Below are 12,659 nucleotides of genomic sequence, written 5' to 3' on the forward strand. Positions count from 1 at the left end.
TCAAAACGCAAGAAGGTTCTGCTGTGATCACTGTCGTACACGAACACCCAAGCGCCCGCCATCAAGCGGGCCTTTCTGTACCTGATTTGCTCATGCCAACAGTGCCGTATCGACTCAAAACAGCATGGCTTGAGTAGTACAATCGAGTAGTACAACCGGAAAACAAAAAAGCCCCGTAGCTTATTCAGCTACGGGGCTTTTCTATGTATGGCGGAGAGATAGGGATTCGAACCCTAGGTACCGGTGAAGGTACAACGGATTTCGAATCCGTCCCATTCGGCCACTCTGGCATCTCTCCAACGGCGCGCATCATAACAACACTTTCGCCGGAAGCGAACCCCCTAAGCGAAATTTTTCCGTGCTATCAGATGCTTGCGTCGATTACAGCGGTACGCCCAGACGGTTGGCGACTTCTTCGTAGGCTTCGATGACGTCACCGAGGCCCTGACGGAAGCGGTCCTTGTCCATTTTCTTGCCGGTGGCCTTGTCCCACAGACGGCAGCCGTCCGGACTGAACTCGTCGCCCAGGACGATGGAGCCGTCGGAGAAAACGCCGAATTCCAGTTTGAAGTCGACCAGCAGCAGGCCAGCGTCGTCGAACAGTTTGCTCAGGACTTCGTTGACCTTGAGCGACAGTTCTTTCATGCGAACCAGTTGCTCGGCGGTGCCCCAACCGAATGCCACGACATGGGATTCGTTGATGAACGGGTCGCCCTTGGCGTCGTCCTTCAGGAACAGTTCGAAGGTGTAAGGGTTGAGCTTCATGCCTTCTTCGACGCCCAGGCGCTTGACCAGGCTGCCGGCGGCGTAGTTACGCACGACGCACTCGACCGGGATCATGTCGAGTTTCTTCACCAGGCATTCGTTGTCGCCCAGCAGTTTGTCGAATTGCGTCGGCACGCCGGCTGCTTCGAGTTTCTGCATGATGAAGGCGTTGAACTTGTTGTTCACCATGCCTTTGCGGTCGAGCTGCTCGATGCGCTTGCCGTCGAACGCCGAGGTGTCGTTGCGAAACAGCAGGATCAAGCGGTCAGCGTCATCGGTCTTGTAAACCGATTTGGCTTTGCCGCGGTAGAGTTCTTCACGTTTTTCCATGATGGGCTCCGCTTGCTAAGTAGGTGGGCTAGGCGATGTGTCGCCAGTCGAGCCCTGAATCTTGATCGGCCAGTTGCAGCCAGTCCGGGTCGCACCCGAGGGTGTCGACAAAACATTGCCGGGCCAGCTGCGGCAGGTTGTTCTTGCTGCTCAGATGGGCCAGGACCAGATGTTGCAGGCCCTGCCAACCCAACTCGGCCACCAGGAATGCCGCCTGATGGTTGTTCAAATGTCCCAATTCACCGCCCACCCGCTGCTTGAGAAAGTACGGGTAATGACCGCGAGCCAGCATGTCACGGCAATGGTTGGACTCGATCATCAATGCATCGAGGTCCCGGTAGCCGTCCAGCACCGTGTTGCAATACGAGCCCAGGTCGGTCAACAGGCCGAAACGCCGCTGACCGTCGCTGAAGACATACTGCGTCGGCTCCTGCGCATCATGCGCCACGGCAATGACGCCGATGCTCAGGTTGCCGATTTGCAGTTGCTCGCCGCCAGCCAGAAAGCCTGCGGGTTCAATCGGTTTGCGCATCCCGCGCAGGGTCCCGCGACTGAGGTAGACAGGCAGATTGTAACGCCGAGACAGCAAACCCACGCCATGCACGTGGTCGGCATGTTCGTGGGTCACGAGTATCGCGCTCAGCTGCGCAGGGTTCACACCCAGTCGCAGCAGGCGTTTTTCGGTTTCTCGCAAGGAGAAACCACAATCCACCAGTACATACGTGTCATCGCTGGCTATCAGCGTGCCGTTCCCTTGGCTACCGCTGCCGAGAACGGCAAAACGCATGTGATCAGCCCAGGTTGTCCTGAATCACGCTCAACACTTTACGCGCCACGTCTGCTGGCGCCACGGTGTTGATGTTTTTCTCGACGGTGACTTGGACGTTCTCGCCAACCTTGCTCAGGCGAACCTGATAACGCTCGGCGCGGGCGTCAACTTCTTCCTTGCTCGGCGCGCTGCCGAACAGGCTGCTGAAGAAGCCAGGCTTCTCGTCTTTCTTCTCGGCTTTTTCGGCGAGGTTGATGTAGTACAGGCCCAGGCTGCGGTTGATGTCTTCAACACGCCATTCGCCCTGTTCCAGCGCACGACCGACACTCGACCAGGCACGATCCAGATCGGAACCGACGTTGAGCACCGGGTTGCCGCTGCCATCTTCGGTCAGGCTGACACGACTTGGCGTATCGAAATCACGAGAGGCCAGCATGGAGACCGAACCACCCTTCTCCGCGGTGCGGCTCATGCTCGCGAGCATGTCGTCGACCAGGGCTGCGTCCAGGCCGGTGTTGACCGAACGATTGGTGAAATCCACATTGGCGGTGCTGCCGGCAGGACGCTCGGCGCTGACCACGTAGACTTCACTGGTGTTGCGCTGCACGCCCGGCTCGATACGCACCCGTACACGGCTTTCACTGTCGGCGCCGACACCGGCCGCGCTCAGACGCTTGGCCATTGCTGCGGACAGTTCGTCGGAATGCTGCCAGCTGGTGGTGAATTCACCGGTTTGCGGGCGTTGCTCGTCCAGACGGAAACCGTTGTCCTGGAAGAACTGCACGGCCACGGGCCAGACTTCGGCCGGCGGGTTCTGAGCAAGGATCGAACGTGAGTCGCCGCTCTTCTGCAGGGAGTAGGCACTGGCGTCAGCCGATGCCGACAATGGCTGCGGACGAGGCACGATGTATTCGCCCTTGGCGGTGTCATCGGCCACGTTGCGCGGGATCGGCAACAGCGGATCCAGACGCTTGGCGGTGCTGACGTCCGGTGGCAGTTGCATCGGTGCAGTCTGTTGCGCTTCCAGGTAATCGCTACCACGGTCACGGAAGTAACCTTCCGGGCCCCAGATCCATCCGCAGCCACTGGTGCTGGAGATAATCAAGGCAAGTGCGGAAAGTCCGGCCATTCGCTTCATGCGTAGTACTTCCTCAATTAAACCAGGACGCCGGACTGGCGCATGGCCTGCCGCAGCGGTTCGTGACAGGCAGCACTGAGCCAGGTGAGCGGCAGACGGATACCGTCCGGCATCAAGCCCATTTCATGCAGAGCCCATTTCACGGGGATAGGGTTGGATTCGATAAACAGGGTTTTATTGAGCGGCATCAGCTTTTCGTGGATCGCCCGGGCTTTGACGGCATCGCCGGCCATCGCAGCGGCGCACAGGTCGCTCATGGCGCGCGGTGCGACGTTGGCGGTCACCGAAATATTGCCCTTGCCACCCAGCAGCATCAGCTCGACCGCAGTCGCGTCGTCGCCGGAATAAACCAGGAAGTCGCTGCTCACGCCGGCCAGGATGTCCTTGGCGCGTTGCAGGTCACCCGTGGCTTCCTTGATGCCGATGATGTTCTTCACGGTCGACAGGCGGATCACCGTCTCGGCCTGCATGTCGCACGCGGTACGGCCCGGCACATTGTAGAGAATCTGCGGAATGTCGACGGCTTCAGCGATGGCCTTGAAGTGCAAGTACAGGCCTTCTTGCGTCGGCTTGTTGTAATAAGGGGTTACCAGCAGGCACGCGTCGGCGCCGGCGTTCTTCGCGTTGGTTGTCAGTTCGATCGCTTCGCGCGTCGAATTGGCGCCCGTACCGGCGATCACCGGAATACGCCCTGCAACCTGGGCAACCACGCGACGAATCACTTCAATGTGCTCGTTCACGTCAAGCGTGGCCGACTCACCTGTAGTGCCGACCGCCACGATGGCGTTGGTGCCCTCTTGCAGGTGGAAGTCCACCAGTTTGCTCAGGCTGTCCCAGTCGAGACGACCCTGTGCATCCATGGGTGTGACCAGTGCCACCATACTGCCCGCAATCATGCAACCGCTCCTGCCGGAAAAAGAGAGCGGTAATGGTACTGGCGCCAAGATGCTTGTACAAGCGAAGTACTGCGCTGCCGCCATTCCCCTTGGCGCTGCTTTTCGCTACCCTTCAGACTTTGATCGGTACTGATAAGCTCGTACGCCGCGTTCCAGCCTCCATTTTCGGCATCACAAGCCCCGATCCAGCGTTGCCACCCCTCGCTCTTGCCATACTGGAGCATGTTGCAACCTTCGGCCGGGTTTTCTGAATTCGCATCCGCAGGCTCGTCCCGGTAAAAAAAGCCCATAAAGGTATCGACCGCTCATCGCTTTAGGAATGCTGCATGTCCACCCCCACAGTTCGCGAACAATTCCTTGTCATCAGTGCCCTCGGCGCCAACCCCATGGAGCTGACTAACGTCCTGTGCCGCGCCAGCCATGAAAACCGCTGCGCCGTGGTCACCTCTCGGCTGACGCGCCATGGCGAATGCAGTGCGTTGATCCTTGAAATCTCGGGCAGCTGGGACGCCTTGGCGCGCCTCGAAGGCAGCCTGCCAGTGCTGGCCAAACGGCACGCCTTCACCGTTAACGTGGTCCGCAGCGCTGCCCTGGAGAACCGTCCCCAAGCCCTGCCGTACGTTGCCTACGTCAGTTCGGCCTACCGCCCGGACATCATCAACGAGCTGTGCCAGTTCTTCATGGACCACAACGTCGAGCTGGAAAACCTGACCTGTGACACCTACCAGGCCCCACAGACCGGCGGCACCATGCTTAACGCCACGTTCACCGTGACCTTGCCGGCCGGCACCCAGATCAGCTGGTTGCGTGATCAGTTCCTGGATTTCGCCGACGCCATGAACCTGGACGCACTGATTGAACCGTGGCGCCCACAAAACCCAATGTAAGGAAGCTTTCATGGCCGTAGCCATCGACCAACCGGTTGCCGACTTCGAAGCACCCGCCACCAGCGGGCAATCCGTCAGCCTCGCGGGCCTCAAAGGCAAGCAAGTGGTGATTTACTTCTATCCGAAGGACAGCACGCCGGGCTGCACCACCCAGGGCCAGGGTTTTCGTGATCAGCTTGAAGCCTTTAAAGCCGCCAATACCGAAGTTTTCGGCGTGTCTCGCGACAGCCTGAAATCCCACGAAAACTTCAAGGCCAAGCAGGCGTTTACCTTCGAACTGATCAGTGACAAGGAAGAAGCGCTGTGCCAGCAATTCGACGTGATCAAGCTGAAAAAGCTCTACGGCAAGGAATACATGGGCGTTGATCGCAGCACGTTCCTGATCGACAAGAACGGCGTGCTGCGTCAGGAATGGCGCGGTGTGAAGGTGCCGGGGCATGTGGATGCGGTTTTGGCTGCTGCTCAGGCCCTCAATAAAGCCTGATTCATCTAGTGCCCGTTCGGACGCCATCGCGAGCAGGCTCGCTCCCACAGGATTTGCGCAAACCTTGTGGGACCGAGCCTGCTCGAGATGAGGCCATCAGCCTCACCGCATAACGAGCACTGACCGTTAAAGCAGCGGCGCCACCATCGGCTCTTTGCGCGGCCAGGCATCCAGCACAGCCTTGAACAAGGTCGCCAGGGGAATGGCAAAGAACACGCCCCAAAAACCCCACAACCCGCCAAACAACAGCACCGCACAAATGATCGCCACCGGATGCAGGTTGACCGCTTCCGAGAACAGCAGCGGCACCAGCACGTTGCCATCAAGTGTCTGGATGATCCCGTAGACCGCCATCAAATAGATGAACTGATCGCTCCAGCCCCACTGGAACAGCGCAATCAGCAGCACTGGCACGGTCACCACCACCGCCCCGACGTAAGGCACCACCACCGAAACACCCACCAGCAACGCCAGCAGAGCCGAATAGTTGAGCCCCAGCGCCACGAACGCAATGTAAGTCACGCCACCGCAAATGAAGATTTCGATGACCTTGCCGCGAATGTAATTGGCGATCTGCCGATTCATTTCCTGGGCGACCCGGGTGATCAGCGCCCGCTCGCGCGGCAGATAACCGCGCACCCACTGGCCGATCATCTCCCGGTCCTTGAGAAAGAAGAACACCAGGATCGGCACCAGCACCAGGTAGATCATGATGTTCACCAGTAGCGGCAGACTCGACAGCGAGAATGTCAGCGCCCACTGGCCGAACTTGCCGATCTCGCCCCTCGCCACTTCGATCGCCTGCAGCACTTGCTCATCCGATACCAGGTGCGGATAGCGTTCGGGCAGCAACAACAGCAGCGACTGCCACTTGGCGAGCATGCCGGGCAATTCGTTGAACAATGTGATCAGTTGGTGCCAGAGCAGTGGTACCACGATGATGATAAAGACCAGCAACAGTCCCATGAACAACGCGAAGACAAGCCCCACCGCCGCGCCACCCGGCACGCGCAGGCGTTCGAGGGTCACCACCAGACCCTGCATCAGATACGCCAGCACCATACCGGCCAGTACCGGCGCGAGCATTCCACCCAGGGTGAGCACAGCGGTAAATGCCAGAAACAGCAGCACCGCCAGCACCACGGCCTCTTCATCCGAGAAGTAGCGCTGAATCCAGTCGCGTAACACCTTGAACATCAATAATCCTTAGAAACGAACGCAGCAGGTTTCAGGCTTTTTTCAACCAATAGCGGTAAACGCCCGCCTCATCTTCTTCACGAAGCAGCGTATGACCGGCCAATCGGGCAAAGGTGCGAAAGTCGCGCTGGGAACCTGCATCGGTAGCGATTACCTTGAGTACCGCACCGCTGGCCAGTCGGTTGAGTTCCAGTTTGGCCTTCAGCAACGGCAACGGACAATTCAGACCGCTGGCGTCCAGTTCGGCGTCGTGAGCTACAGCATCAGTCATCGAATCACTCCGGGGCAGGGGGTTAAGCCGCTTAGAATATCTGGTCCCAAGCGTAGTGTCCGGCTACAGTAAGGTCTTTGTCGACTAAGGCTTTGTGCATGACTTTTTTGCGCCCTACCCTGCTGACGCTCGCTTGCCTGCTCGCCTCACCAGGCTTCGCCGACGACTTGCCGTCACTCGGTGACGCCAGTTCTGCCATCGTCTCGCCGCAACAGGAACACCAACTGGGCCGTGCGTGGCTGGCGCTGTTGCGCAGCCAGGTGTCGCAGCTCAACGATCCACAACTCAAGGATTACGTCGAATCCAGCGTCTACCGGCTGGTGGAGACCAGCCAGGTCAATGACCGGCGCCTGGAATTCATCCTGATCAACAGCCCGCAGCTGAACGCTTTTGCTGCGCCAGGCGGGATCGTCGGCGTCAATGGTGGCTTGTTCCTCAATGCCCAGACCGAGGGCGAATATGCCTCGGTACTGGCCCACGAACTGGCTCACTTGTCGCAGCGTCACTTCGCGCGCGGTGTCGAAGCGTCGCAACGCATGCAAGTGCCCATGATGGCTGCGCTGCTGGCCGGCATCGTAATTGCCGCGGCCGGTGCAGGCGATGCCGGGATCGCGGCCATTGCTGGTACTCAAGCGGCGGCGATTCAGGAACAACGACGCTTCTCGCGCCAGAACGAACAGGAAGCCGACCGTATCGGCATCATGAATCTGGAAAAGGCCGGTTACGATCCGCATTCGATGCCGACCATGTTCGAACGACTGATGCGCCAGTACCGCTTTGACGCCAAGCCACCGGAATTTCTCCTGACTCACCCAGTAACCGAGTCGCGGATCGCCGATACCCGCAACCGCGCCGAACAGGCCAAGCCGGGCGGTATCGAAGACAGTATGCGTTACCAGCTGATTCGGGCGCGGGTGCAGCTGATCTATGAAGAAACCCCTGGTCTGGGCGCCAAGCGCTTCCGGGCCCAACTCGATGAAAACCCGAAAAATGACGTCGCGCGCTACGGCTTGGCGATCGCCCAGATCAAGGGCGGCCAGCTGAATGAGGCTCGCGAGAATCTCAAGCTGCTGTTGGCCAAATCGCCGAACGAGATCATCTACAACCTGGCGCAGGTCGATCTCGACATCACCAATAATCGTCTGCCCGATGCTCAATCACGGGTCGACCGGATGCTCACTCAATACCCCGGCAACTACCCGCTGAATCAGGTGCGCGTCGACCTGCTGCTCAAGCAGAATCGAGCGGCCGAGGCGGAAAAAGCGCTGGAGAATCTACTCAAGAGCCGCCCCGATGATCCGGACGTCTGGTATATGGTGGCCGAGACTCGCGGTCTGTCGGGCAACATCATCGGCCTGCATCAGGCTCGCGCGGAGTACTTTGCACTGGTCGGCGACTATCGCCAGGCGATCCAGCAACTGGACTTCGCCAAGCGCAAGGCTGGCAGCAACTTCCCGCTGTCATCGCGCATCGACGCACGGCAACGTGAGTTGATGGAGCAGGAACGTATGGTCAAGGACATGATGGGCTAACGTCTTCAGATATAAAGCTCAGTAGCAAAAAATGCAGGTACAAAAAAACCGCCTCTTTCGAGGCGGTTTTTTATTCAGCCGACAACCGGTTTATTCAGCCAGTTTGAAGGTGATGAAGCTGGCGCGACCTTGACGCAGAACCCGCATCGACACCGAGCGGTTCTTCGGCAGCGCCTTGGCAATGTCCGTGAACTCCTTGGAGGAGCCGATCGCCTGGTTGTTCAGATGAGTGATCACATCGCCCGGCTGCAAGCCTATCAGGGCAGCAGGACCCTCCTGAACTTCCTTGATAACCACACCACCCTTGAGGTCGAGGGTTTTCTTCTGCTCATCGGTCAACTCGGCCACGGAAACTCCGAGGCGATTGCTGCTGCGCTCGGCGCTGGATTTAGGCAGGGCTTCCAACTCTTTGCCTTCTTCGGGGATAGCGCCGACGGTCAGCTCAACGTTCTTGCGCTTGCCTTCGCGGATCACTTCAAGATCGGCTTTCGAGCCAGCCTTCAGCGCGCCCACCAGATGCGGCAGATCGGCGGACATGACGATCGGTTGACCGTTCATGCTGAGGATCACGTCGCCCACTTGCAGGCCACCCTTGGCAGCCGGACCGTCATCCTGGATCTGAGCCACCAGCGCACCGGCCGGCTTCTCGAGACCGAACGACTCGGCCAGATCCTTGTTCACTTCCTGGATCACTACGCCCAACCAGCCACGGCTGACTTTACCGCCGCTTTTCAGCTGATTGGAAACGTCCATCGCCACATCGATAGGGATTGCGAAGGACACGCCCATGAAGCCGCCGGAACGGGTGTAGATCTGCGAGTTGATGCCGACCACTTCACCGGCCAGGTTAAACAGCGGACCACCGGAGTTGCCCGGGTTGATCGGCACGTCGGTCTGGATGAACGGCACATAGTTTTCGTTCGGCAGGCTGCGGCCGATGGCGCTGACAATACCTTGGGTCACCGTGTGATCAAAGCCGAACGGCGAACCGATGGCCACGACCCATTGACCGGCTTTCAGGTCTTGCGACTTGCCAAGCTTCAGAACCGGCAGATCCTTGCCTTCGATTTTCAGCAAAGCGACGTCGGAGCGCGGATCGGTACCGATCAGCTTGGCCTTCAACTCACTGCGATCGGCGAGGCGCACGAGAATCTCGTCGGCATCGGCAATCACATGGTTGTTGGTCAGGATGTAGCCGTCGGACGAAATGATAAAGCCCGAGCCCAGGGATTGCGCTTCACGCTGACGATCGCCACGAGGGGAACGTGGTTGCTGCGGCATGCCCCGCTCAAAGAATTCGCGCAGCATCGGCGGCAACCCTTCAAGATCAGGCATTTGCTCGCTGGACACCTTACGGTCCGGCAGCTTCTGGGTAGTACTGATGTTAACCACCGCGGGCGAGGCTTGCTCGACCAACTGTGTGAAGTCAGGCAACTCGACCGCTTGCGCAGCGACCGCCTGACCGAGCACCAGCACGGTGGCAAAAATGGAGAGATAAGACTTCAAGCGTGGTATCGACATACGGCTCCCGTTACGACGAGCATGGTTAAGCGATATGGAGCAAGGAACACCGGAAACGATACGCCGGTATTTTTGTTCCGGGAACAACAAACAAGGCCAGAGCCGAGGGGTTCTGACCTATAAAAAATTTTGGGGATATTTGCAAATGAAAATGCTCGGCAAAACATTTCGAGGCGTCAATGGCGGGATAGGCATTGCTGACCTCCCGCACAATCAAAAGCCCGATTGAGGAGCATGGCTGATCAGCTCACTGCTTGCTGGTAGCCGCGGCATCGTTGCGCATGGACAACGCAATCCGTTCGGCAGTGCCAATCGGTATTTCACCGACCACGGTCACCATCATCTCGCCTTGCGGAGTAGTCAATCGCCGGGAAACAGCAACGGTTGGCCCCAGTTGGGTGCGCGTGTCAGTGACTGTTGCGCCATTCAACGGCTCAAGGAACACCGAGAATCGGGCCAGACCGTCGTCGAACATCAGACTGTTGACCTGGGCTTTGGTCTCCGGGTCCTTGTGAGAGGTACTGCTGGTCAGCTCGAAACCTGGCGGTAACCAGTCCGAATGCCAGACCTGCGCAGTTTTGACGGCGGAAGCCTTGTCACTGTCGAGGGTAATGGGTTTGCAATCAGAACCTGCCTGCAAATCGCTGTCGGAAGGCACCTCGGCAGTATCCAGTCGGGTGAACTGGAACCGCTCCAGCAGTTGCCCTTTGTCATTGAGCAACAATGACTTCAACGGCAAACCGGTTTCCTTGTCCAGATGCAATTCAAAACCGTAGCGGTGTTGATCGCGAGGCGTCAACGACACAATCACTGCCGCACGCCCGGCCACACGCGACTTGCCAATGACGGCAAGGTCGTACCAATTCTTTAGCTTTTGTGGATCGAGTGCACGAGCGGTGGAGTTGGGTGAGTCCCCCAGCCCTGCTATCAGGGTGCCGCTCACGCATTGAGTATGCCCATCAATGCGCACGACTTCCTGTGCCGAGCCGTCGAGCTGGAGTAAACGCTCGCGGACCTTGCCATCCTGGACGCGATGCCAGATGTTGTGGGTAGAGAAACTACCGTTACGCTCGTAGACGAAAGTACCGTGAAAGCTCTGCGTTTGCTCGGCCTGTCCCAGACGCTTCAGCCAGTCCTGGGCTTCATCGGCGTGGGCTGGAACAACAAACCAGCCACTGAGCAGAAGCGTAAGTAGAGGTATGGCGCGCATGATCCTCCTTAGCGGTTTTCCAGGCTTGCTGCACGAGCGTAAGGCAGAGCGCTCTCAGTACCTTTCAGTGCAGCTTGTTGAGCATGTTGGCGCAAGTAACCTGGCAGACGCTGATCGTGCCAGCCTGGTTGACCTTGCAATACGCCGTTGGCCATAGGGCCAGTGGCTTCCGAACTCTCATTGTAGCCTGCCAATACAGCGGGCCCCTTGACCTGAGGAGCGACCAGACCCGGTTGACTGGACTGCTGGGCCAACTCGACACCGGCGATCTCGTCCTGGTTGTACAGACGAACACCCGCCAGCACGGCAATGGTCACCGAAGCAGCGACTGCCAGACGACCGAGGCTGCGCCATGGGCCGCGAGAGGCTTTTGCCGGTACGGCTTCGTCAGCCAGCGCAGCAGAGACTGCCGCAGCGATGTCCAGACGAGGAAGCAACAAATCCTTGTGCATAACTGCCCGAGCGATCTGGTAACGAGCCCAAGTATCGCGGGTTTCAACATCGTCGAAGGCATTCAACACCCGACGCAATTCCAATTCGTCCGCTTCGTTATCCATCACTGCGGACAGCGATTCCTGCAGGGCTTCACGACTCATGGCGTTCCTCTCTTGGCTGTCGCCGCTGTCTCAGTTTTCCTGCAACAACGGTTGCAGGGCTTTATCGATGGCTTCCCGAGCGCGGAAAATCCGGGAGCGCACGGTACCCACCGGACACTGCATGACGCTGGCAATGTCCTCGTAACTCAGACCATCGAATTCACGTAAAGTTAAAGCCGTACGCAAATCTTCTGGCAGTTGCTGAATGGTTCGATGGACGGTGCCTTCGATCTCATCCCGCAGCAATGCACGTTCTGGCGACTCGAGATCCTTGAGGCCATGATCGCCATCGTAGAACTCTGCATCCTCGGAACTGACATCGCTATCCGGCGGCCGGCGGCCGCGTGAAACCAGATAGTTTTTCGCCGTGTTGATGGCGATGCGGTAAAGCCACGTATAAAACGCGCTGTCTCCGCGAAAATTACCAAGTGCACGGTATGCCTTGATAAAGGCTTCCTGTGCGACATCCTGGGCTTCATGGGTGTCGTGCACAAACCGCACGATCAACCCGAGAATTTTGTGCTGGTATTTCAGCACTAGCAGATCGAAAGCTCGCTTGTCGCCGCGTTGAACGCGCTCGACCAGCTGCTGATCCTCTTCCTGGGTTAGCATGAACACTCCTCGATAAGCTCGAAGGAGGCTTGCATTACTGAACGACCAGACTTGCAAACATAGACTCGGGCTTTTCGCAAAAGTTCTCCCCCTTCAAGCAAGTTTCCTGCGCGCTCTGATTTGGCACGCACGAAAAGCGCAGCGCGGGATAACCCGGCTGCGCGAATAATCTTGTCATCGGATTCGTCAGCAAGGACCCAACCGCAAGTCCCGCACCGAAGCCGACACTGTCCCTTGTTTCAGGCAACCTTCTATTGATCTTGGGCCTTTGGCAAAAGTTCCATATTTATAGCTGCCCGAAACCGACATTGTGCAACTGTGAAGAGAAAAAGACTGTTAAATCCACGATACAGTCACCTTGTCGCCGAAGCCCTCAAAAAAACTTCCGACGAAGCGTCCAGCCTTTTCCGTCACAGTAGTTTCACAATGCCATGCTGGCCCGGCTATTGTG

The 12,659-nt window shown here is 58.2% G+C and carries 14 protein-coding genes and 1 tRNA gene; 3 read left to right on the top strand and 12 right to left on the bottom strand.

Annotation, left to right across the window (positions count from 1 at the left end):
• Positions 1–208 precede the first annotated feature (208 nt).
• From AB4O41_RS10220 to AB4O41_RS10245, 6 genes are all read right to left on the bottom strand, one after another.
• Positions 209–298 (bottom strand) — tRNA-Ser (locus AB4O41_RS10220).
• An 83-nt stretch (positions 299–381) separates the two neighbouring features.
• Positions 382–1,095 (bottom strand): phosphoribosylaminoimidazolesuccinocarboxamide synthase, encoded by a 714-nt coding sequence (purC, locus tag AB4O41_RS10225; protein WP_007898671.1) that lies wholly within the window; start codon positions 1,093–1,095, stop codon positions 382–384.
• 28 nt (positions 1,096–1,123) lie between these two features.
• Complete coding sequence (locus AB4O41_RS10230; RefSeq protein WP_223487906.1) at positions 1,124–1,882, bottom strand: MBL fold metallo-hydrolase; 759 nt, start codon at positions 1,880–1,882, stop codon at positions 1,124–1,126.
• Between the two features lie 4 nt (positions 1,883–1,886).
• Positions 1,887–3,002, bottom strand: a complete 1,116-nt coding sequence (gene bamC / locus AB4O41_RS10235) for an outer membrane protein assembly factor BamC (protein WP_460147634.1) — start codon at positions 3,000–3,002, stop codon at positions 1,887–1,889.
• 17 nt (positions 3,003–3,019) lie between these two features.
• Positions 3,020–3,898 carry a 4-hydroxy-tetrahydrodipicolinate synthase gene (dapA, locus tag AB4O41_RS10240; RefSeq protein ID WP_367374511.1) on the bottom strand — a complete coding sequence of 293 codons (879 nt, stop codon included), beginning with the start codon at positions 3,896–3,898 and terminating at the stop codon, positions 3,020–3,022.
• A complete protein-coding gene (locus AB4O41_RS10245; RefSeq protein ID WP_460147635.1) occupies positions 3,895–4,188 on the bottom strand; it encodes a hypothetical protein in 294 nt (97 codons plus the stop codon). The genes dapA and AB4O41_RS10245 overlap by 4 nt, the downstream gene beginning before the upstream one ends.
• 36 nt (positions 4,189–4,224) lie before the next feature.
• On the opposite strand from AB4O41_RS10245, the gene AB4O41_RS10250 reads away from it, so the two are divergent.
• Entirely contained in the window at positions 4,225–4,785 is a 561-nt protein-coding gene (locus AB4O41_RS10250; RefSeq protein ID WP_007898662.1) for a glycine cleavage system transcriptional repressor, read from the top strand.
• A gap of 10 nt (positions 4,786–4,795) precedes the next feature.
• Positions 4,796–5,269, top strand: a complete 474-nt coding sequence (locus tag AB4O41_RS10255; RefSeq protein WP_218398183.1) for a peroxiredoxin — start codon at positions 4,796–4,798, stop codon at positions 5,267–5,269.
• Between the two features lie 126 nt (positions 5,270–5,395).
• Here AB4O41_RS10255 and AB4O41_RS10260 read toward each other — a convergent pair whose 3' ends face one another.
• Both AB4O41_RS10260 and AB4O41_RS10265 read right to left on the bottom strand, forming a co-directional pair.
• The gene (locus AB4O41_RS10260) at positions 5,396–6,466 is read right to left on the bottom strand and encodes an AI-2E family transporter (RefSeq protein WP_192344364.1); all 1,071 of its coding nucleotides are present in this window, start codon (positions 6,464–6,466) and stop codon (positions 5,396–5,398) included.
• Between the two features lie 31 nt (positions 6,467–6,497).
• Positions 6,498–6,737, bottom strand: a complete 240-nt coding sequence (locus AB4O41_RS10265) for a sulfurtransferase TusA family protein (RefSeq protein WP_020300476.1) — start codon at positions 6,735–6,737, stop codon at positions 6,498–6,500.
• Between the two features lie 98 nt (positions 6,738–6,835).
• On the opposite strand from AB4O41_RS10265, the gene AB4O41_RS10270 reads away from it, so the two are divergent.
• Positions 6,836–8,269 (top strand): M48 family metalloprotease, encoded by a 1,434-nt coding sequence (locus AB4O41_RS10270; protein ID WP_460147636.1) that lies wholly within the window; start codon positions 6,836–6,838, stop codon positions 8,267–8,269.
• 90 nt (positions 8,270–8,359) lie between these two features.
• Here the strand turns inward: AB4O41_RS10270 and AB4O41_RS10275 are convergent, their stop codons facing one another.
• From AB4O41_RS10275 to rpoE, 4 genes are all read right to left on the bottom strand, one after another.
• The gene (locus AB4O41_RS10275) at positions 8,360–9,790 is read right to left on the bottom strand and encodes a DegQ family serine endoprotease (protein WP_460147637.1); all 1,431 of its coding nucleotides are present in this window, start codon (positions 9,788–9,790) and stop codon (positions 8,360–8,362) included.
• A gap of 247 nt (positions 9,791–10,037) precedes the next feature.
• Complete coding sequence (locus AB4O41_RS10280) at positions 10,038–11,000, bottom strand: MucB/RseB C-terminal domain-containing protein (RefSeq protein ID WP_123721945.1); 963 nt, start codon at positions 10,998–11,000, stop codon at positions 10,038–10,040.
• A gap of 8 nt (positions 11,001–11,008) precedes the next feature.
• On the bottom strand, positions 11,009–11,596 hold the full coding sequence (locus AB4O41_RS10285; protein ID WP_460147638.1) for a sigma-E factor negative regulatory protein: 588 nt from the start codon (positions 11,594–11,596) through the stop codon (positions 11,009–11,011).
• A 30-nt stretch (positions 11,597–11,626) separates the two neighbouring features.
• The gene (gene rpoE / locus AB4O41_RS10290) at positions 11,627–12,208 is read right to left on the bottom strand and encodes an RNA polymerase sigma factor RpoE (RefSeq protein WP_003172477.1); all 582 of its coding nucleotides are present in this window, start codon (positions 12,206–12,208) and stop codon (positions 11,627–11,629) included.
• Positions 12,209–12,659: the final 451 nt, after the last annotated feature.

This window comes from Pseudomonas sp. S2_A02 (assembly GCF_054668495.1).

Bases quoted from the DNA above. Each gene is read 5' to 3' on its own strand.
- purC (WP_007898671.1), bottom strand. From the start codon at position 1,095: ATGGAAAAACGTGAAGAACTCTACCGCGGCAAAGCCAAATCGGTTTAC.
- AB4O41_RS10230 (WP_223487906.1), bottom strand. From the start codon at position 1,882: ATGCGTTTTGCCGTTCTCGGCAGCGGTAGCCAAGGGAACGGCACGCTG.
- bamC (WP_460147634.1), bottom strand. From the start codon at position 3,002: ATGAAGCGAATGGCCGGACTTTCCGCACTTGCCTTGATTATCTCCAGC.
- dapA (WP_367374511.1), bottom strand. From the start codon at position 3,898: ATGATTGCGGGCAGTATGGTGGCACTGGTCACACCCATGGATGCACAG.
- AB4O41_RS10245 (WP_460147635.1), bottom strand. From the start codon at position 4,188: ATGGGCTTTTTTTACCGGGACGAGCCTGCGGATGCGAATTCAGAAAAC.
- AB4O41_RS10250 (WP_007898662.1), top strand. From the start codon at position 4,225: ATGTCCACCCCCACAGTTCGCGAACAATTCCTTGTCATCAGTGCCCTC.
- AB4O41_RS10255 (WP_218398183.1), top strand. From the start codon at position 4,796: ATGGCCGTAGCCATCGACCAACCGGTTGCCGACTTCGAAGCACCCGCC.
- AB4O41_RS10260 (WP_192344364.1), bottom strand. From the start codon at position 6,466: ATGTTCAAGGTGTTACGCGACTGGATTCAGCGCTACTTCTCGGATGAA.
- AB4O41_RS10265 (WP_020300476.1), bottom strand. From the start codon at position 6,737: ATGACTGATGCTGTAGCTCACGACGCCGAACTGGACGCCAGCGGTCTG.
- AB4O41_RS10270 (WP_460147636.1), top strand. From the start codon at position 6,836: ATGACTTTTTTGCGCCCTACCCTGCTGACGCTCGCTTGCCTGCTCGCC.
- AB4O41_RS10275 (WP_460147637.1), bottom strand. From the start codon at position 9,790: ATGTCGATACCACGCTTGAAGTCTTATCTCTCCATTTTTGCCACCGTG.
- AB4O41_RS10280 (WP_123721945.1), bottom strand. From the start codon at position 11,000: ATGCGCGCCATACCTCTACTTACGCTTCTGCTCAGTGGCTGGTTTGTT.
- AB4O41_RS10285 (WP_460147638.1), bottom strand. From the start codon at position 11,596: ATGAGTCGTGAAGCCCTGCAGGAATCGCTGTCCGCAGTGATGGATAAC.
- rpoE (WP_003172477.1), bottom strand. From the start codon at position 12,208: ATGCTAACCCAGGAAGAGGATCAGCAGCTGGTCGAGCGCGTTCAACGC.